The organism is Actinomyces sp. ZJ308 (assembly GCF_011752065.1).
Taxonomy (GTDB): domain Bacteria; phylum Actinomycetota; class Actinomycetes; order Actinomycetales; family Actinomycetaceae; genus Actinomyces.
The window spans coordinates 22,714-42,518 of the sequence record NZ_JAAIJY010000006.1 but is presented as its reverse complement, the minus strand read 5'-3'; the positions used below and the strand labels follow the sequence as shown (position 1 = coordinate 42,518).

Genomic DNA, 19,805 nt, shown 5'->3' with positions numbered 1-19,805 from the left:
AAGTACGTCGTCGCACACAACTGCGGCGCCTGTGGGCGGCCTTCGGCACGACTGCGAGACGGTCCTCACGACAGCACCGGCGACGTCGACGGCGGCGGCGCGCTCGCCCGGGTTCATGGCAGGCTTGGGCCGATGACTGCGCATCCCGCTCCCGCCGATCCCACTGATTCCATGGACGCCTCCGCTCAGAGCCGCGGCCTGACGCCGCGGGCCCGAGCGGCCCTTGAGGGACTGCCCCCCGCCCTGGCCGCCCTGGGGCACGCCTTCGTGCGCGCCGGCCACGAGATCGCCCTCGTCGGCGGGCCCGTGCGGGACGCCTTCCTCGGCGTCGCCCCCCACGACCTGGACCTGACCACCTCGGCGCGCCCCGAGCAGACCGAGAGGATCCTGGCCGCCTGGGGAGAGACCACCTGGGACATGGGCCGGGCCTTCGGCACCATCGGCGCGCGCAAGGGCAGCACCATCGTGGAGGTGACCACCTACCGCACCGAGGCCTACGAGGTCGGCTCGCGCAAGCCCCAGGTCACCTACGGAGACACCCTCACCGGGGACCTCACCCGCCGCGACTTCACCGTCAACGCCATGGCGCTGCGCCTGCCCGACCTCGAGCTCGTCGACCCCTGCGGCGGCCTGGCCGACCTGACCGCGGGGGTCCTGCGCACCCCCGTCAGCGCCGAGCAGTCCTTCGACGACGACCCCCTGCGCATCATGCGGGCCGCCCGTTTCACGGCCCAGCTCGGCTTCGACGTCGAGATGGACGTCATGACCGCCATGGAGGACATGGCCCCCCGCCTGGAGATCGTCTCCGCCGAGCGCGTGCGTGCCGAGCTCGAGCGGCTGCTGGTCAGCCCCTGGCCCCGGCGCGGGCTGGAGCTGCTGGTCCACACCGGTGTGGCCGACGTCGTCCTGCCCGAGCTGAGCGCCCTGCGCGAGACCGTCGACGAGCACAAGCGCCACAAGGACGTCTACGAGCACACCCTGACCGTCCTGGACCAGGCCATCGACCTGGAGACCGGGCCCGACGGCCCCGTCCCCGGCCCCGACCTGGTGCTGCGCCTGGCCGCGATCCTCCACGACATCGGCAAGCCGGCCACCCGCCGCTTCCTGCCCGACGGCACCGTCACCTTCCACGGCCACGACCACGTCGGCGCCCGGATGACGGCCAAGCGCCTGCGGGCGCTGCGCTTCGACAAGCAGACCATCAAGGACGTCTCGCGGCTGGTCGAGCTCCACCTGCGCTTCCACGGGTACGCCGACGCCGCCTGGTCGGACTCGGCCGTGCGCCGCTACGCCACCGACGCCGGCCGGCTCCTGGAGCGCCTCCACCGGCTCACCCGGGCCGATGTCACCACCCGCAACCGCCGCAAGGCCGCCATGCTGGACCGCGCCTACGACGACCTCGAGGAGCGCATCGAGGCCCTGCGCGCCGCCGAGGAGCTGGCCGCCATCCGCCCCGACCTCGACGGCGGCCAGATCATGGCCGAGCTCGGCGTGCCCCCCGGGCCGGTCGTCGGCGAGGCCTACCGTTTCCTCATGGACCTGCGCATGGAGAAGGGACCGATCGGCGAGGACCTGGCCCGCCAGGCACTGCGCTCCTGGTGGGCGGCCCGGCAGAAGAGCTGAGGGCGGTGAGCTGATGACGCCGGCGCGCACCCGGAACGCGACTGAAGGGCCGGGACCGGCCCGGAGGGGACCCGAGAAAATGCTTGAACCGTCAAGAGAGCTGAGAGTCGGCGTCGTCGGCATCGGGGCCCGCTGCTACCTGGCCGCGCTCGCGGACTCCTCGCCGGTGTCGGCCCGGCTCGTCGCCGCGGCCGACACCGCGCCCGACGCCGCCGCACGCGCCGAACGGCTCCTGCCCGAGGGCGTGACCGTGGTGGCCGACCACCGAATGCTGCTGGAGCACGGGATCGACGCCGTCGTCCTGACCACCCCCGACGACACGCACGAGGAACTGGCCCGCTTCTTCCTTCAGGCCGGCGTCCCGGTCTACCTGGAGAAGCCCCTGGCCATCACCATCGAGGGCGCCGACCGCATCCTTCAGGAGGCCCGGCGCACCGGCACCCGCCTCTACGTGGGCCACAACATGCGCCACATGGAGGTGGTGCGGCTGCTGCGCTCGATCATCGACTCCGGGCGGATCGGCGAGCTCAAGGCCATCTGGTGCCGCCACTTCGTGGGCAACGGCGGCGACTACTACTTCCGCGACTGGCACGCCGAGCGCCGTCACGTCACCGGCCTGCTGCTGCAGAAGGCCGCCCACGACATCGACGTCATGAGCTGGCTGGCCGCCTCCGAGCCGGCCCGCGTCGTCGGCATGGGCGGGCTCATGGTCTACGGCGACGCCGGGCGCCGGGAGCCGGGAACGAGCGCCGGAACCGTCATGCAGGACTGGTTCAGCCTCGAGAACTGGCCGGCCGACGAGGTCGGCGGTCTCAACCCGGTCATCGACGTCGAGGACCACTCCATGCTCATGATGACCATGCGCAACGGGGTGATGACCTCCTACCAGCAGTGCCACTTCACCCCCGACTACTGGCGCAGCTACACCGTCATCGGCACCCGCGGTCGGGCCGAGAACCTCGGCGACAGCGCCGGCGACGTCGTCAAGGTGTGGACCGAGCGCACGGAGCACTACGCCGAGCGCGCCACCGAGGAGTACGTCATCGCCGAGGAGGGCACCGGGCACGACAGTGCCGACCAGCTCGCCATCGACGAGTTCCTGCGCTTCGTGCGCGACGGCGGGGTCACCGACGCCTCACCGGTCTCCGCGCGCGAGGCCGTCGCCGCCGGGGTGCTGGCCACGCGGTCCCTGCGCTCGGGCTCGGTCCCCTTCGACGTGCCCGAGCTCGACGCGGACCTGGCGGCCTACTTCCACCGCGGCCAGCGGGAGCCGCAGTAGCGGGCGGGAGCGGGCTGGGGCGGCTCCGCGGGCTCCCCGGGAGGCGCCATGAGCCGCATAACAACTTCGTCACGGCAGGCGTGCCAGGGTGGGATAAGTGGCGCTGTCACTGGAGAAAGTCCAGAAGCAGGTGTTGATCGTGAAGGTCGGTCGGATCACGGGACGATCACGTACAGTGCGATCCGGGCGAGGCCGGGATCGCACGCGCACCCGCCCGCAGGCAGGACAGGCAGGATTCGAGGAGAGCGCATGATTCACCACATCACCCTGACCGGGCGGAGCATCGCCCTGGCCTGCGACGGCACGGTGACCACCCAGCACGGGGCCGGCGGCGCCACCGGCGCGGTCTACGTCGAAGCCTCGCACCTGACCCTCCTGCACGACATGCGCGACGGCGAGTTCTACCGCACCGGCCAGAACTCCTGGTCGCCGTCGGGCTGGCGCAGCCTGAGCGAGGCGCCGATGCGCATCGCGAACCAGCAGCGCCGTCGGACCGCCGACGACGACCCCTGGGACGACCCGGCCCGCCACCACTCGGCCTGGATGGCGGTCCTGGAGGACGCCTCCGGGGCGCTGCTCGTGGGCTGCCTGGACGGGCGCACGCCGCGGGTGCGTGCCGACACCGCGGTCCTGGAGGCCTTCACCGAGTCCGGCGACCCGGCGCGCTGGGTGATCCTGCCCGGCCCGGCCACCGCCGTCATGGCCCGCTACGCGCGCGAGCTCGGCGAGAGCCTGGGCAGCCGGCCCATCGAGCCGCAGAGCGTGTGGTGCTCCTGGTACTCCTACTACGAGGGCATCTCGCAGGAGGCGCTCGAGCGCGAGATCCCGCAGGTCGCCGAGCTGGGCTTCAAGACGCTCCAGATCGACGACGGCTGGGAGGTCGCCGTCGGCGACTGGGAGGCCGGCGAGAGCTTCGGCGACGGCATGGAGGCCGCCGCGATCCGGATCCGCGAGGCCGGCATGCAGCCGGGCCTGTGGGTGGCGCCCTTCATCGCCCTGCCGGGATCGCGGGCGGTGCGCGACTACCCGGAGATGTTCGTCCACAACGCCGACGGCGGACTGGCCGTGGCCGGCTCCAACTGGGGCGGGGACTACTACGCGCTGGACACCACCCACCCCACCGCCCAGACCTACGTGCGCAAGCTCATCGCCAAGATCGTCCACCGATGGGGCTTCAGCTACCTCAAGCTCGACTTCATCAACGCCGCCGCCATCTCCGGCTACCGCCACCGGCAGATCGACCGGGAGGAGGCCTACCGCACCGGGCTGCGCCTCGTGCGCGACACCGCCGGCGACGAGACCTTCCTGCTGGGCTCCGGGGCGCTCATCATGCCCTCCATCGGGCTGCTCGACGCGGTGCGGGTGGGGCCGGACGTGGCCCCCATGTGGGAGAACTACGCCTCCGACGATCTATCCGACGCCAAGGCCTACAACGCCCTGCACGCCGGCATCAACCGGCTCTGGCTGGGGCGGGTCATCGGGGTCGACCCCGATGTCGTCTTCTTCCGCCACCGCCGCAACCTCCTGGACGACACCCAGATGCAGTGGCTGCGCGACGTCGCCGAGGCCAGCCGCTACCGGTGCCTGTCGGACCAGATGACCTGGCTCGACGACGAGGAGAAGGAGGCGGTGCGCGCCTACCTGGCCGCCGAGGACGAGCCCCTGGAGATCCTGGGCCGCTACCGCTTCCGGCTGGGCGAGCGCGAGATCGACCTGACCGAGGCCATCGAGGGGGCGTCGTCGGCCTACCCGTTGTGAGGCGGGCCCAGGACCTGGTCTGCTGGGCTCGGCTGAAGCCAGGTGGGCTGCTTCAGCGACTGTTTGGTCGCCGTTTCATGATCGGTTTGGTCGTCTTTTCATGATCGGTTTGGTCAACTTGGTCGCGGGCGCCGTGGACGCACCTTGGAGCCCGCGGACGGGCCCCAAGGGTGCAGTCGCCGGGCCCTATGGTGCGTCAGCGGCGAGTTGAGCGCCGTCGGCGACCCCTGGCCGGGGGCTGACCGCACTGCACGAGGTTCCGGCTCCCGTGGAGTGCACCCGCATCCCGGCCAGTAGCACCGGACCTCGTGCAGTGCCCAAGGCGCCACCCAAGGCGCCGCGAGGCCACTGGTTCGGCCGGCCCGCCTACCTGGTCGGGGTGCGGCCCAGGGTGAGGTAGCCGGGGAGCGTCTGGTCCTGGCCGGCGCTGGAGAAGCGCAACGGCTGGCCCGACTCCAGCGGGTTGACCACACGCACCAGGATCGTGTTCTCACCGGCCGGGTCCGCCGGCAGCTGACCGGAGAAGGTCTGGGTCTTGCCCACCTCGATCTTGCGCAGGTCGCCGCTGAGCGTCGTGCGCCCGACCTCGGCACCGCTGGAGGTGTTAATGGCCACCGCCTCCACGCTCCAGTTGTAGTAGAAGGGGGCCACCCCGTTGTTGGCGATCTGCACCTCGACCTTGCCGTTGCGCATCCGCCAGCGCGCCACCGACAGGTCGTAGCCGGTCTCGGCGGAGGTCTGCACGGCGCGCTCGCGCTCGGCGCCGCTGAGCGTCGTCGTGAAGGCCCAGTTGTCCACCAGCCAGCTCGCGTGCGTGGCCTTGATGGAGGCGGCCATGTCCACCGTTCCTCCGTTGGAGCCCGAGGCCATGCAGCTGCCCGGGTTGCGCACCGAGCACTCCTGGATGCCCGGGTAGACCTCGCCGCCGATCGGGTACTGCTGCCAGGCCTGGTCCGCCTTCGCCTTCTTCAGCAGCGGCAGGAAGTGCCAGTCGGCGGTCTCCATGGTCGCGTAGCCGAAGGAGTCGTCGTGGTAGCCGACCCCGCGCTTGACCGTCTCCGCGGACGGGTATCGCGCCATCGTCGGCGTCACCTGGAAGGCGCCGTCCCAGGTGTCGATGAGGGTGTTCTGGTTCGCCGACGACGGCATCCAGTTCTCACCGGAGGGGTTCTCCCCGGAGACCCTGCCGTCCATCGGGAAGGTGTGCCCCTCGCCCCAGAAGCCCACAAGGCCGTGGGTGATGAAGGCCAGGCGCGGATCGCCGTCGTACTGCTGGCCCAGGGTGGAGATGAAGCCGGTGAGCATCGACATCATCTCGGGGTCGTTGTAGTCGGGGGCGAGCGACTGGCCCGGTGCGTTGCCGTTGACCGTGTACTCGTGGGTCGGGACCGCCTGGGAGCTCAGCAGATAGGCCGGCATGCCGCTGGTGCGGCCGGGGTAGTCGACGTAGAAGCGCAGCACCGCCTGGTGCCCGCGCGAGGCGATGGCGTTGAGGTGGGCCTCGAGCCTGTCCCACGAGTAGGAGCCGGGCCCGGTGACGACGTCGCTGACCGGCAGCGTCAGCCACTCCATCGTGTAGGGCGGGGCCGTCTCGGGCAGCCCCGGTGAGTAGGAGGCCTCCGACGGCGCGAAGGGCATCATGCCCTTGAGCGGGTTGGCCTCCGGTGTGGCTCCCGCCGAGACCTCGGTCCAGGCCCGGCTGCAGTTGCAGGCCCGGAACCCGGTGGCCAGGGACACGACGGCGATGAGCGCCACGATGAGGGCGCCCAGTCGCGGACGGCGGCCCTTGCGGAGCCGGTCGAGCATCTGACGGCTCAGGGGGCGTGGACGGGCTTCGCCTCGGCCGGGAGCGCGCGATCCTTGCGCGGCCCGGGGAGTGGAGGCTTCGGTGGTTGCTGAGGGGCTGTCGCCGTTCTGTGATTCGATCATGAGAACTTGTAGGTAGGGACCTGGGCGTGAAGGCAACCCTACCGGTCAGTCGGCAGACGACTCTGTGCTATCGCTGACAACGTTCAGAGTTGACAGCCCCGGGGCGCTGTGCTTCATCGCAGAGCGCTGGACTCGATCAACCTGATGCAGGGCTTCCGGGAGATATGCTACTCCGGCGTTCCGAGCGTCGTGGGTCACAGTCCTGCATATGTTTTGGCAGGTGGACCGCGGTTGAGAGGCCCCCGGGGCCGGGTGCGTGCGGTGGTCGCGAGCTGGTCGCACAGTAGTCGCACAGTGGTCGTGCGGTGGTCGTGCGGTGGTCGTGCGGTGGTCGTGCGGTGGTCGTGCGGTGGTCGTGCGGTGGTCGTGCGGTGGTCGTGCGGCGCCGTCGTCGGCAGGTGGGATGAGATTGCCGCTGCGCGCATAAGCGGCAATGATGACTCCGTGCGCGTCTTCAATTTCTCCGCCGGTCCCGCCCAGCTTCCCCTGCCCGTCCTCGAGCAGGCCGCCTCCGAGCTCACCAGCTGGGGCGGATCGGGAATGTCCGTCCTGGAGGTCTCTCACCGCGGGGCCGACTTCGTGGCCTGCGCGGCCGACGCCGAGGCCACCCTGCGCCGGCTCCTGTCCATCCCCGAGAGCCACCGCGTCCTCTTCCTCCAGGGCGGGGCCAGCGCCCAGTTCGCCGGCATCCCCCTCAACCTGACCGCCCCCGGCGACACGGTCGCCTACCTCAACACCGGCCAGTGGTCCGCCAAGGCCATCAAGCAGGCCGGCGCCTACGAGCTCGACGTCGTCGTGCCCGCCGACGAGGCGGCCTCCTCCTACACGACCACGCCCGAGCCCGGCTCCTTCACCGTGCCCGAGGCCGCCCGCTACCTGCACTACACGCCCAACGAGACCATCGGCGGCGTCGAGTTCGACTACGTGCCGGGCGCCGGCGACGTCCCGCTCGTGGCCGACTTCTCCTCCACGATCCTCTCGCGGCCCATCGACGTCAGCCGCTACGGCCTCATCTACGCCGGCGCCCAGAAGAACATGGGCCCCTCGGGCCTGGCCGTCGTCATCGTGCGCGAGGACCTGTTGGGCCGCGCCCGCCCGGTGACCCCCACCGTCCTGGACTACCAGAAGATGGCCGACGCCGACTCCATGCTCAACACGCCCCCCACCTTCGCGATCTACCTGCTGGGGCTCATCGGCCACTGGATCGAGGACGGCGGCGGCCTGGAGGCGATGGCCGAGCGCAACCGCGCCAAGGCCGAGCTCCTCTACGGCGCCATCGACGCCTCCGACTTCTACGCCAACCCGGTCGAGAAGCGCTCGCGGTCCTGGATGAACGTGCCCTTCACCCTGGCCGACCCCGCCCTCGACGCCGACTTCCTGGCCGGCGCCCAGGCCGCGGGCCTGACCAACCTCAAGGGCCACCGCTCCGTGGGCGGCATGCGCGCCTCCATCTACAACGCCATGCCGATCGAGGGCGTGCGCGCCCTCATCGACTACATGACCGACTTCGCCGCCCGGGCCTGAGCGCCCCTCAGCCCGCGGCCCCCTGAGCCGGAACCGGCCCCGTCCTGCCCGAACGCCCTGAAGAAAGTACCTCCGTGACCACCAGCAGCGCTGACCACAAGTTCCGCATCCGCACCCTCAACGCCATCTCCGGGGCTGGCCTGTCCCGCCTGCCCGACGAGCTCTACGAGGTCGGCGGAAGCGTTGAGAGCCCCGACGCCCTCCTGGTGCGCTCGGCCAAGCTCCACGACACCCCCATCGATGACTCCGTCCTGGCCGTGGCCCGCGCCGGTGCCGGCACCAACAACATCCCGGTGGACAGGCTGACCGAGCGCGGCGTGCCCGTGTTCAACACCCCCGGCGCCAACGCCAACGCCGTCAAGGAGCTGGTCATGGCGGGGCTGTTCATCGCCTCGCGCAACCTCATTCCGGCGGCCCGCTTCGCCCACACCCTCGAGGGCGACGACGCCGAGATCGCCAAGGCCGTCGAGGCCGGCAAGAAGCAGTTCGTCGGCTTCGAGCTGCCCGGCCGCACGCTCGGCGTCGTCGGGCTGGGGGCCATCGGCGTGCAGGTGGCCAACGCCGCCCTGGGGCTGGGGCTCAACGTCGTCGGCTTCGACCCGGGCATCTCCGTGGAGCACGCCTGGCACCTGAGCGCCGAGGTCGAGCGGGCCGACTCCATGGAGGAGGTCTTCCGCCGCGCCGACATCCTCACCGTCCACGTGCCCCTCATCCCCGCCACCCGCGGGCTGGTGAGCACCCAGCGCCTGGCCCTCATGAAGGAGACCGCGGTGCTGCTCAACTTCGCGCGCGCTGAGATCGTCGACACCGACGCCGTCGTGGCCGCCCTCGACGAGGGCACGCTGCGCGGCTACGTGTGCGACTTCCCCTCCACGCAGGTACACAAGCACCCCAAGTGCATCTCCCTGCCCCACCTGGGCGCCTCCACCAAGGAGGCCGAGCGCAACTGCGCCATCATGGCCGCCGACTCGCTGCGCGGCTTCCTCGAGGACGGCCAGGTGCACAACTCGGTCAACTTCCCCGAGGCCGTCATGAGCCGCCAGGAGGGCACGCACCGGTTCGTCATCGTCAACCGCAACGTGCCCAACATGGTCGGCCAGGTCTCCACGATCGTGGCCCAGCACGGGCAGAACATCGCCAACCTGCTCAACAAGTCCCGCGGCGAGCTGGCGGTGACGCTGGTCGACGTCGAGGGCGAGATCGAGCCCAAGGTCCTCGACGAGCTGCGCGCGATCGACGGCGTCCTGTCCGCCCGCGGTATCTGACCGGCCCTGCCTCACGGCCGGGGACGTTCGACGCCGGCGGGTGCGTGCGGCTCTGGCCGGGGACATGTGACGCGTACGGGGACAGGAATTCTGTCCCCGTACGCGTGGAATGTCCCCGCCCGCTGTGGGCCCGCACCCGGCCGGGTGGAATGTCCCCGCCCGCGCGCGATGCCCCCGTGAGCGGCGTGGCGTCAGAGGTTGTTGATCCAGGCCCGGCGGTGTCCGAACAGCGAGAGCGTGGGCTTGTAGAGGAGCACGTACTGGCCCCCGGCCGACACGTCGGTGCTGAAGCAGACGTCGCCGCTGACTGAGCCCCCCGCGATGAGCTTGGAGGCGGACAGGTGGTTGCTCGAGCCCATGAAGCCGGCGTTGCTGATCGCCCCGGCCGGGTCCTGCAACGTGAAGTCCAGGGCGTTGACATCCAGGGTGTTCTTGGAGGTGTTGGTGATCGTGATGGTGGAGCAGGCGGTCGGGCCCAGGGTGGCGTCACCCGCGGCCACGGGCGTGGCGGTCACCTGGACGCCGTCGTCGTCGATCGTGTCACCGGCATTGCCGACGACGTCGCTCGACTGCTTCCCGGGGAAGGTCAGGCCGGACTCGGCCGACTCGGTCTTGCCGGAATCCGCCTTGCCCGCGTCGTCGCCCTGAGCCGTCTGCTCCGGGGCCGGCGCGGGGGCGGCAGCCTGCCCCGCGGTCTCCTGGGAGACCGCGCCGGCGACGGACTGGGAGGCGGGCGTGGTGGTGGCGCTGGAGGCTCCCGAGCCCCCGCCACCGTTGAGCGCCGAGGCGACGATGCACACGCCGACGAAGGCACCGACACCGGTGAGGATCTTGTGGCGGGCGAACCAGGAGCGCTTCGGCTCGGCAAGGGGCATGCCCGCGGGCGGCATGGGGTACCCCGGAGCGGGAGTGCCGGCGGGTGAGGGAGGGACTGGGCTGGCAGGGTTGACGGGGCCGGTCATGATGGGTCCTTCGAGATATGGGAGGAAGGCACTGGGCGGGACGCCGCAGCGCCGGATGACTTGAGCTGACGCGATCAGCTGACGAGAACAACGATGGCTCCGGTCGGGCCCGGCGCACATCGACCGATGAGTCCGAGACGGCTGTCCAAAAGGGCACCGATCGCGCCTGTCCAAAAGGACGACGCGGCGGGCGCTCGATCGTTCGGAATCGTGTCCTATCGGGTGATCTCGCGTGTCGGTGCCCGGCCCTACAGTGAGCACATGTCAGTCCCCGGCTACCCGCCCGCCCCCGCATCCACCCCGCCCGTGCCGGGCTGGGGCGGTGGTTCCGGCGGTGGCCCCGATGCCGGTCGGGCCGCGCCCGCCCCCGGGACGTCGATCCCGCAGAGGCACCCTCCCTATCCCGCGTATTCCGGGTATACGGGGTACTCCGGGTACTCCGGGTATCCCCCGTACTCCACACCCCCCGCGTACGTCGCGTCTCCTGCCTCTCCCGCGTATGCCGCGTATCCCCCGCCTCCGGCCCCCGCTGCGGGCTCGGGCCCGCGGTACTACCAGGCCCCGATGCCAGCGCCCCCTGGCGGTGCTGCTCCTGTCGCCGCAGCAGTGCCTGCTGTGCCCGCCCCGGCACTGTCCCCGTCGCAACGCCGAGCCCTTGAGATCGCCCTCGCGGTCCTGCGCTCCGTGGGCCTGTTCGCCCTGTGCCTCCTGGGGTCGCTCACGTCACTGGGATCGCAGATCGGCCACGAGCAGGCTCTCAAGCAGACGGGCAACGTGCCGATCGAGATCACTTCGTTCCTGATAGGGCTGGTGCTCCTCGTGGCGGTCCTCCTGCGCCGGCGCTGGCCGGTGCCGATCACGGTCGCCTCGGCGCTCGCAGGTATGGCGCTCTACCTGGACACGACGGTGGGACTCATCGCCTTCACCACCGTGGTGCGCCGGGCCCGCTCCCTGCGGGACCCCATGCCCTGGGCCACGGGGGCGCTGCTCGCCGTCGGCACCCTCGTGGCACTCGCCCGCGACGCGAGCCACGGCTCCACCGGGAACTCGATGATCGGCGTTGTCACCTCAGGATCCTCTGACTCGCATGACCCGCACGTCATCACCCACGTGCCGGCAGAGCTGGTGCTCTTCCTCGCCGTGGTGGCCATGGCCCTGCCGGTCGCCGTCGGGCTGTGGCTGCGCGCGCGTGACGGGGAGAAGGAGGCGCGACGCCGCGCCCAGGAGGCCGCCGACGCCTCGGCCCGCGCCGAGCGCGCTGCCGAGGAGCAGGCCCAGACCTCGACCCGCCTGGCGGACACCGTCAGCCTGCAGTCCGAGCGCGAGCGGGTGGCCCGCGAGGTGCACGACGGACTCGGCCACCGCCTCTCACTCCTTGCCCTCCACGCCGCCGCCCTGGAGCAAGGGGTGCTGTCGACGTCGGACTCCTCAGGCGCCTCATCCCCCGCGGAGGCCTCGGATGAGGACGATCCCCGGGCCGCCGCCCAGCGCGTGCGGGAGGAGGCCCAGGGCGCCATGCGGGACCTGCGCTCCCTGCTGGCCGTCCTGCGCGAACCGGTGGGTGCCGCCGAGCCCGCCCCGCGCCTGGAGGACCTCAAGGAGGTCGTGGACGGAGTGCTCGCCGCCAGCCAGCCGCTGAGCTCGTCGATCTACCTCGATCGTGCCGCCGAGGCCGACGAGGTGCTCTCCCGCGCCGTCTACCGGATCGTCCAGGAGTCACTGACCAACGCCCGCAAGCACTCGCCCGGCATGAGTGTCCGGTTGCGCGTCGAGGGCGGGCCGGACACCGGCATCGACATCACCTGCTCCAACCGGATCCCCCGGCAGGAGGCGGCTTCCGGGCAGGACGCTCAGCGCCCCGGGGCCTGCGAGGAACTCCCGGCCGACGACGTCGGCGCAGGATCCGGCACCGGAACCGACCTGCCGCCCGGCGATGCCCGGGGCGGCTCGGGCCTGAGAGGCATGGCCCGGCGGGCGGAGATCTGCGGGGGCACCTTCCATGCCGGCCCCGACGGCCGCGGCAGGTTCGTGGTGAGCGCGCACCTGCCCTGGCGCTCCGCCGCCTCGCCCCATGAGGGCCGCTGACCGGCTCGGGTCCTAGAGGATGGTCTCGGAAGATATCGGCGAGGGTGCTGGGCGGGCGGCCGGAAGAATCGGTGTGCGCCTGGGCCGTTGGGACGGTGATCGTGTCGGTGGAGGCACCTAGGCTGGGCCCGTGCCCGACCCCTTCGCCGCCCCGGCGCCCTCAACATCCCAGCCCAGCTCCCCGGTTCGCGTCATCCTCGTCGACGACGATCCGCTCACCCGCGCCGCCATCAAGCCGCTCCTGCGGCCGCGTGAGGACTACACGGTGGTCGCCGAGGCCGGTGACGGCCGTCAGGCGATCGACGTCGTCGGCCGCGTCGAGGCGGATATCGTGCTCATGGACCTGGGCATGCCCGTCATGGACGGGATCGAGGCCACGCGCCGGATCTGTGCGGCGCCGCGCCACCCCCACGTCGTGGCGCTGACCACCTGGGACGTCGACGACGCCGTCGTGCGGGTCATCGAGGCCGGCGCCGTGGGCTACCTGCTCAAGTACTCGGCCTCCGAGGAGCTCGACGCCGGGTTGCGCCGGGTCATGGCCGGTGAGTCGGTCCTGTCCCCCGGGGCGCTGGCCGAGCTGCTGCGGTACGTGCGCTCCCAGCCGGCGGCCGCGGCGCCGGTGATGGCGGCCTATGACGCCCGCGCCGAGGAGCGTCAGCGCGCCGTGGCGCAGGCCCGGCAGGCCGCCGCCGGGCTCAGCCGGCGCGAGCTCGACGTCATCGCGGCGGCCGCCGAGGGACTGACCACCGAGGAGATCGCCGGTCGGCTCTACATCTCGGCCTCCACCGTCAAGACCCACCTGCACAGCGCCCAGGACCGGGTGGGCGCGCGCAACCGGGTGCACCTGGCGGTCCTCGCCGAGCGCGCCGGCCTGCTGGGGTGACAGGAATGTGGCCGGCCCTTGAGACGTGTGACGTCTCAAGGGCCGGCCACATGAGCGATGAGGACGAGTCCGTGCGCGGAACGCTCAAGGCTTCAGTTGTTGTTGTCGTTGTTGTTGTTGCCTCCGCCACCGGGATTGGGCTGCTGGTTGTTGTTACCTCCACCGTCCTTACCCGTGGAGACCGTGAGGTTGACGCTTGAGCCGGCGGGAACCTGAGCGCCGGCTCTCGGGTCAGTACCGATGACTTTGCCGGAGTCCACGTTGTTAGACGACTGCTGGACCTGGGTTCCGACGGTCAGGCCGACCTTCTGCAGCTCCTTCGTCGCGTCCTCGACCGTCTTCCCATTGAGGTTCGAGGGGACGGTGACCATCGCACTCGGCGTTGGCGTGGCCGCCGCCCCGCTGGAGAAGTGCACGGTGACCGTGCCTCCTGCGGTGGTGCTGGATCCTGCGGCCGGGTCGGAGGAGACGGCCCTGCCCTGCTCGACGTCGGTGGAGGTGACGTCGTCGCCGCGCTTGAACTTCAGGCCGGCGTCCTCGATGGTCTTCTTCGCCGTGGCCTCGTCCTGGCCGGTGACGTCGGGGACGGAGGCGTTACCGGTGGAGAGCACCAGGTCCACCGTGGTTCCGCGCTCGACGGAGGTTCCCGCCAGCGGGCTGGTGTAGATGACCCGGTCCTTCTGGATCGTGGCGGAGTCCTCCAGGGTGGTGTTGCCGCCCTCCAGTCCGGCGTCCTTGAGGGCCTTGCGGGCGTCCTCCTGGGTCTTGCCCTCCAGGTCCGGAACCTTGACCATCGCCGAGCCGGTGGAGAAGTGGACGGTGACGGTGGCGCCAGCCTCGACCTTCGTACCCTTCTCGGGGTCGGAGGAGACGGCCAGGCCCTCGCTGACGGTGTCGTTGGCGACCTCGTCCTTGGCGAACTTCAGGCCGGCGTCCTCGATGGTCTTCTTCGCCGAGTCCTCGTCCTGACCACTGACGTCGGGGACGTCGATGGTGCTGACGGTGGCGCTCGGCGTCGGGTTCGGCCGAGTGTCGAAGGCTCCGGAGGCCCACCGGCCGGCGACGACGGCCAGGGCGACGAACAGGAGGAACACGAGGATCCAGATCCAGGCGTGACTCCTGGACTTCTTCTCAGGCTCCTCACTCTCCTTCGCCGCGGGCGTCTGCGAGGGCTCGGAGGGTACCTGGGCGAAGGCGGAGGTGGGCTGAACCGGCTCGGCGGCCGGTGAGTTCATGACCGAGGTGGCCGGGGACCAGGAGTCGGCGGCAGGCGCGGCCACCGACATGCCCTGGGCGGCCGCCTGGAGGTCGGCGCGCATGTGGGCGGCGTCCTGGTAGCGGTCGTCACGGCTCTTGGCCAGGGACTTCAGGATGACCCGGTCCAGGGACTCGGGGACATCGGCGGCCAGCGAGGACGGTCGCTTGGGGATCTCCCGCACGTGCTGGTAGGCGATGGCCACCGCGGAGTCGCCCTGGAAGGGGGGCTGGCCGGTGAGGAGCTCGTAGAGGAGGCAACCGGTGGAGTACAGGTCCGAGCGGGCGTCCACGGACTCGCCGCGGGCCTGCTCCGGTGAGAGGTACTGGGCGGTGCCCACCACCGTGTGGGTCTGGGTCACCGTGGAGGCGGAGTCCTCAATGGCCCGCGCGATGCCGAAGTCCATGACCTTCACCGCGCCGGTGGAGGTCAGCATGATGTTTCCGGGCTTGATGTCGCGGTGGACGATCCCCACCCGGTGGGAGTACTCCAGGGCGTCCAGGACGCCGGAGACGATCTCCACCGCCTCCGGGATGGGGACGGCCTCGCCCTCACTGAGGAGCTCGCGCACGGTGTGCCCCTCGACGTACTCCATGACGATGTAGGGGACGGTGCGGCTGGCGCCGCCGGGCTGAAGGAGCTCCTCCTCGCCGGAGTCGTAGACGGCGACGACGGCGGGATGGTTGAGCGCCGCCGCGGACTGGGCCTCGCGGCGGAAACGGGCCTGGAAGGTGGGGTCGCCGGCGATGTCCGATCGCAGCAGCTTGATGGCCACGACCCGCGACAGGCGGGTGTCGTAGCCGAGGTGCACCTCTGCCATACCACCACGTCCGATGAGGTCGCGGATCTCGTAACGGCCCGCGAGGACCTGGGGGAACTGACTGGTCACAGTACCTCCTTGACAGGGATGCTCAGCATCAAGGCTGGCATGACCTGATGCGCATGGGCAAGCGTACCCGTGCTGTGCAGGGTGATGGCGGCCAGGACCGGGATGATGACTCTCAGGGTCATCAGGTTGAGGCCGAGGAAGGAACGTCCGGAGGCGTGCCGGGCGGTGCGCGACGGCGTCGGCACCTCGGCCGCGTGGCGGCCGGGGCGCACGGTGGCCGGCTGCGGCAGCTCGCGGGTCCGCGGGCCGCGGCGGCCGGTGGACTCCCAGCTGAGCGCCTCGCGGGGGTCCCAGGCGTCCGTGGGCAGGTTCACGACCGCCCGGTCCAGGGCACGGGCCACCTCGCGCGCCGAGTGCGGCCGGTCGGCCGGCTTCTTGGCGAGCAGCTTGAGGACGATCGCCTGGACCTGCGGCGGAACGGCGTCGGGAAGTGCGGGCACCTCCTCGTTGACGTGGGCGAAGGCGATGTCCACCTGGGTGGCGCCGCTGAAGGGACGGCGTCCCACCAGGGCCTCGTAGGCGATGATGCCCAGCCCGTAGAGGTCCCCGGCCGGGGTGGCCATGTTGCCCATGGCCTGCTCGGGGGCGAGGTACTGGGCGGTGCCCATGACCATGCCGGAGGCCGTCAGCGGACGCTGGTTGATGCCGGTGGAGATGCCGAAGTCGGTGAGCTTGGCCAGGCCCTCGCGGTTGATGAGGATGTTGGAGGGCTTGACGTCGCGGTGGACGACGCCGGAGTCGTGGACGACCTGGAGGGCGCGGGCCACCTGCGCCAGGATCGGCAGGATCTCGGCCGGCGACAGGGTGCCCTTCTCGGTGATGATGTCGGACAGGGCACGGCCCTGCACGAGCTCCATGATGAGCCAGCCGGTGCCGTCCTTCTCCCCGGAGTCCAGGACGACGGCGAGGTTGGGGTGGCGCAGGCCCTGGGAGTTCTTGGCCTCCGCGCGCAGGCGGGACAGGAAGATCTCGTCCCCGGTCAGCTCGGGCCGCAGGATCTTGGCGGCCACGGCCCGGCCCGAGCGCAGGTCGGTGGCGCGCCACACCTGGCCCATGCCGCCCAGGGCGATCTGCTCCACCAGCTCGTAGCGGCCCTGGAGCTGGAGTCCGACAACGGGCTTCACTGGTCCACCGCCGCATCGATGACCTGGGCGGCAATGGGGCCGGCGACCTTGCCGCCGGTGGCGCTGTCCTCGGTCTCGGCATTGCCGTCGAGCACGACGGCGAGCGCGATCTGGGGCTTGTTGATGTCCGTTCCGGCGAAGCCCACGAACCAGGTGGTGGGGCCGGTGTCGGAACCGGTCTCCGCGGTGCCGGTCTTGCCGGCCACCTGGACCCCGGCGACCTGGGCGCTGGTGCCCGTGCCCTCGGCGACGGCGGTCTGCATGAGGGAGGACAGGGACTTGGCGGTGGCGGAGTCGATCGGGGTGCGGGCCACCTTCTTGGAGGTGGTGCTGACCTCGTTGAGGTCGGGGTCGAGGGTGCGTGAGACCAGGTAGGGGGTCATCTGCTCGCCGTTGTTGGCCACGGTGGCGGCCACCATCGCCATCATGAGGGGGGTGGCCTTCACCGAGGCCTGACCGATGCCGGCCATCGCCGTCTGCGCCTGCGAGTCGTTGTCGGGGTAGACCGAGGGGGTCACCTTCAACGGGACGGAGAGATCGGAGCCGAAGCCCCAGTTACCGGCCTCCTTGGAGAGCTCCTCCTCGCCGACGTCCATGGCCAGCTGGGCGAAGGGCGTGTTGCAGGACTCGGCGAAGGCGTGGGAGAAGCTGGTCCGCCCGCCGCCGCAGGACTCCCCGCCGTAGTTCTCCAGGGAGTGGTTGGTGCCCGGCAGGGTGATGGTGTCGGGGGCGTCGACCTCGGACTCCGGCGAGACCTTGCCGGTGCGCAGGGCCGCGGCGGTGGTGATGATCTTGAAGGTGGAACCCGGCGGGTAGAGATTGCCGGCGATGGCCCGGTTGTCCAGCGGCCGGGAGGAGTCCTCGCTGAGGGTGGTGTTGGCCTCGTTGGCGGCGTTCCCGTCGCGGGTGGCGAAGGCCGAGGGGTCGTAGGAGGGCGAGGAGACCATGGCGAGGATGGCGCCGTTGCCGGGGTCCATGGCGACGACGGCGCCCTCGCGTCCGGCCAGGGCGTCGTAGGCGGCCTGCTGGATCTCGGGCCTGATGGTCAGCTCAACGGCGCCGCCCCTCTGGGAGTCACCGGTGATGAGGGTCTTGATCCGGGAGGAGAACAGGGAGGGGTCGTCCCCGTTGAGCACCGAGTTGCCCGCTTGCTCCATACCGGTCATGGAGGCGAAGGCGGGCGAGAAGTAGCCGGTGACCGGGGCGTAGAGCGGCCCGTTGGCGTAGACCCGCTGATAGTTCTCGGAGCCCTGGCCGTCGTCGGACTTCTCGGTGCTGGCGATGGTGGTGCCGCCGGCGACCAGGATCGGGCCGCGGTCGGTGCCGAACTCCCGGTTGACGGTGCGGCGGTTACGCGGATCGGAGTTGAGGGCGCCGTTGGCGGACAGCGGTTCCCAGATGGCGGGGCGGGCCAGCCCCTGGACGCTGGTGACGGACAGGGACAGCGCGGTGAACATGACCAGCACCAGGAAGGCGACCTGACGAATCTGTCGGTTCATGGTTGCTGCCTCCTGTCGCTGTCATGAGTGAAACCCGGGGCGCGTGATGAGCGCAGTGTCTCCCCGTCCGGTGCGGTGCGCGGCGGAGGCGGCGCCTCCGGGCTGACGGTAACGGTGGGAGAGGCGTCATCCACCGGGTTGCCGGGGGCCGGTGGCGGGGACGGCGGCGAGTAGTCCCCGGCACCGACCGGTGCGGCTCCGTAGTCGCCGCCATAGCCGTCCTGAGGGAGGCCGGCGGGGGACTCGTCGTCGGCCTCCTCGATCATCGCGTCCTCGGCTCCGGCGTCCTGGACCTGACGGCGCAGGGAGACCGGCAGCTCGGCCGTGTCGATGATCCGCGGTGCGTGGGTGGCCGGGCGCCGGGCGGCGTCGGACAGGCGCAGCAGAATGGCCAGGATGACCCAGTTGGCGATGAGCGAGGAGCCGCCGTAGGCCAGGAAGGGCAGGGTGAGCCCGGTCAGCGGGATGAGCCGGGTGACGCCGCCGATGACCACGAAGATCTGCAGGGCGATGGCGAAGGACAGGCCCACGGCCAGGAGCTTGCCGAAGCCGTCGCGCAGCGAGACGGCGGTGCGCAGCCCCCTCTGGATGAGAACGAGGTAGAGCATGAGGATGGCCAGCGTGCCGGTCAGCCCCAGCTCCTCACCCAGGGAGGCGAAGATGAAGTCGGAGTTGGCGAAGGTGACGAGAGTCGGTGAGCCCTTGCCCCAGCCGGCCCCCATGAGCCCGCCGGTGGACATGCCGAACATTCCCGTCAGCAGCTGCCAGGAGCCGCCTGCGCCGCTGTACACCGCCTCGTCAGTGGCATGGAGCCAGCCGTTGATGCGCTGCTGGACGTGGTGGAGGTGCGTGGCGGCGAACCACGCCGCGGGAAGGAACAGGGACGCGCCGATGAGCAGCCAGGAGGGGCGGTCGGTGGCCACGTACAGGACGACGACGAACAGTCCGAACAGCAGGACCGAGGAGCCCAGGTCCTTCTGAAGGACCAGCACGCAGATGCTCACGCCCCACACGATGAACAGGGGTCCCAGGTGCCGGGCGCGCGGCAGGCTCATCCACAGGACCTTGCGGCCCACCAGGGCCAGGTTGTCGCGATTGGCCACCAGGTAGGAGGCGAAGAAGATCGCCAGCAGCACCTTGGACAGCTCGGCCGGCTGGAAGCTCATGGGACCGATCCGGATCCAGATCCGGGCCCCGTTGATGCTCTGGCCGATGAACGGCAGGAAGGGCAGGACGAGGAAGACCAGGCCGGACCACATGGCCCAGCGGTCCCAGCGTCGCAGGCGCCGGTAGTCGCGCAGCAGGAAGAGCACGGCGCAGAAGAGGATGACGCCCAGCAGCGTCCAGACCAGCTGCTTGGAACCGACGTAGAACTGCCACTGCTCGTTGGCCTCGTAGGCCAGGTCCAGGCGCTGGATCATGGCCAGGCCGATCCCGTTGAGCGCGACCGCCGCCGGCAGGAGGACCGGGTCGGCCCACGGGGCGGTGTAGCGCACCCACAGGTGCATGAAGACGGTCAGGCCGAGGAAGGAGCCTCCCAGCATGATGGTCTGCGCGGGGGAGGAGCCGGTGCGGTTGAGGGCGGTGAGCACGAAGCCGCCCAGGCCGAGGACCAGGGCGACGCCGAGCAGCGCCGCCTCCGCCCACCGGCCCGAGTGTCTCGCGGTGCCGGCGGGCTGGATCGTCGCGACGCCCGCAGGGGCGCCCATGGGGCCTGGAGCAGCAGTCAT

At 70.9% G+C, this 19,805-nt stretch carries 13 protein-coding genes; 7 read left to right on the top strand and 6 right to left on the bottom strand.

Annotated features, from left to right (window positions below):
* The first annotated feature begins 132 nt into the window (after window positions 1-132).
* The 3 genes from HCR68_RS04680 to HCR68_RS04670 all read left to right on the top strand — a co-directional run bounded on the left by HCR68_RS04680 (window position 133) and on the right by HCR68_RS04670 (window position 4,660).
* Entirely contained in the window at window positions 133-1,623 is a 1,491-nt protein-coding gene (locus tag HCR68_RS04680; RefSeq protein ID WP_167146835.1) for a CCA tRNA nucleotidyltransferase, read from the top strand.
* 79 nt (window positions 1,624-1,702) lie between these two features.
* Window positions 1,703-2,902: a Gfo/Idh/MocA family oxidoreductase gene (locus HCR68_RS04675; RefSeq protein WP_167146832.1), complete on the top strand. Its 1,200-nt coding sequence runs from the start codon at window positions 1,703-1,705 to the stop codon at window positions 2,900-2,902.
* A 249-nt stretch (window positions 2,903-3,151) separates the two neighbouring features.
* Complete coding sequence (locus HCR68_RS04670) at window positions 3,152-4,660, top strand: glycoside hydrolase family 36 protein (protein ID WP_167146829.1); 1,509 nt, start codon at window positions 3,152-3,154, stop codon at window positions 4,658-4,660.
* Between the two features lie 366 nt (window positions 4,661-5,026).
* On the opposite strand, the gene HCR68_RS04665 is transcribed toward HCR68_RS04670, so the two are convergent.
* Window positions 5,027-6,466, bottom strand: a complete 1,440-nt coding sequence (locus tag HCR68_RS04665; protein ID WP_243858936.1) for a DUF4832 domain-containing protein — start codon at window positions 6,464-6,466, stop codon at window positions 5,027-5,029.
* A 567-nt stretch (window positions 6,467-7,033) separates the two neighbouring features.
* Between HCR68_RS04665 and serC the strand changes: the two genes are divergently transcribed.
* On the top strand, window positions 7,034-8,113 hold the full coding sequence (serC, locus tag HCR68_RS04660; protein WP_167146823.1) for a 3-phosphoserine/phosphohydroxythreonine transaminase: 1,080 nt from the start codon (window positions 7,034-7,036) through the stop codon (window positions 8,111-8,113).
* A gap of 74 nt (window positions 8,114-8,187) precedes the next feature.
* The gene (locus HCR68_RS04655; protein WP_167146820.1) at window positions 8,188-9,378 is read left to right on the top strand and encodes a phosphoglycerate dehydrogenase; all 1,191 of its coding nucleotides are present in this window, start codon (window positions 8,188-8,190) and stop codon (window positions 9,376-9,378) included.
* Between the two features lie 191 nt (window positions 9,379-9,569).
* On the opposite strand, the gene HCR68_RS04650 is transcribed toward HCR68_RS04655, so the two are convergent.
* Window positions 9,570-10,340, bottom strand: a complete 771-nt coding sequence (locus HCR68_RS04650) for a DUF4352 domain-containing protein (protein WP_243858935.1) — start codon at window positions 10,338-10,340, stop codon at window positions 9,570-9,572.
* Between the two features lie 564 nt (window positions 10,341-10,904).
* On the opposite strand from HCR68_RS04650, the gene HCR68_RS04645 reads away from it, so the two are divergent.
* Together HCR68_RS04645 and HCR68_RS04640 are read left to right on the top strand one after the other, a co-directional pair.
* Complete coding sequence (locus tag HCR68_RS04645; protein WP_167146817.1) at window positions 10,905-12,425, top strand: sensor histidine kinase; 1,521 nt, start codon at window positions 10,905-10,907, stop codon at window positions 12,423-12,425.
* Window positions 12,426-12,555: 130 nt separating this feature from the next.
* Entirely contained in the window at window positions 12,556-13,308 is a 753-nt protein-coding gene (locus tag HCR68_RS04640) for a response regulator transcription factor (protein WP_167146814.1), read from the top strand.
* Between the two features lie 92 nt (window positions 13,309-13,400).
* On the opposite strand, the gene pknB is transcribed toward HCR68_RS04640, so the two are convergent.
* From pknB to HCR68_RS04620, 4 genes are read right to left on the bottom strand one after another with little or no spacing between them, the layout of a single operon-like run.
* Window positions 13,401-15,452: a Stk1 family PASTA domain-containing Ser/Thr kinase gene (gene pknB / locus HCR68_RS04635; RefSeq protein WP_167146812.1), complete on the bottom strand. Its 2,052-nt coding sequence runs from the start codon at window positions 15,450-15,452 to the stop codon at window positions 13,401-13,403.
* A complete protein-coding gene (locus HCR68_RS04630; RefSeq protein ID WP_167146809.1) occupies window positions 15,449-16,576 on the bottom strand; it encodes a serine/threonine-protein kinase in 1,128 nt (375 codons plus the stop codon). The genes pknB and HCR68_RS04630 overlap by 4 nt, the downstream gene beginning before the upstream one ends.
* Window positions 16,573-18,075, bottom strand: coding sequence for a penicillin-binding protein 2 (locus HCR68_RS04625; RefSeq protein ID WP_167146807.1), 1,503 nt, complete (start codon window positions 18,073-18,075; stop codon window positions 16,573-16,575). The genes HCR68_RS04630 and HCR68_RS04625 overlap by 4 nt, the downstream gene beginning before the upstream one ends.
* Entirely contained in the window at window positions 18,072-19,805 is a 1,734-nt protein-coding gene (locus HCR68_RS04620) for an FtsW/RodA/SpoVE family cell cycle protein (RefSeq protein ID WP_167146804.1), read from the bottom strand. The genes HCR68_RS04625 and HCR68_RS04620 overlap by 4 nt, the downstream gene beginning before the upstream one ends.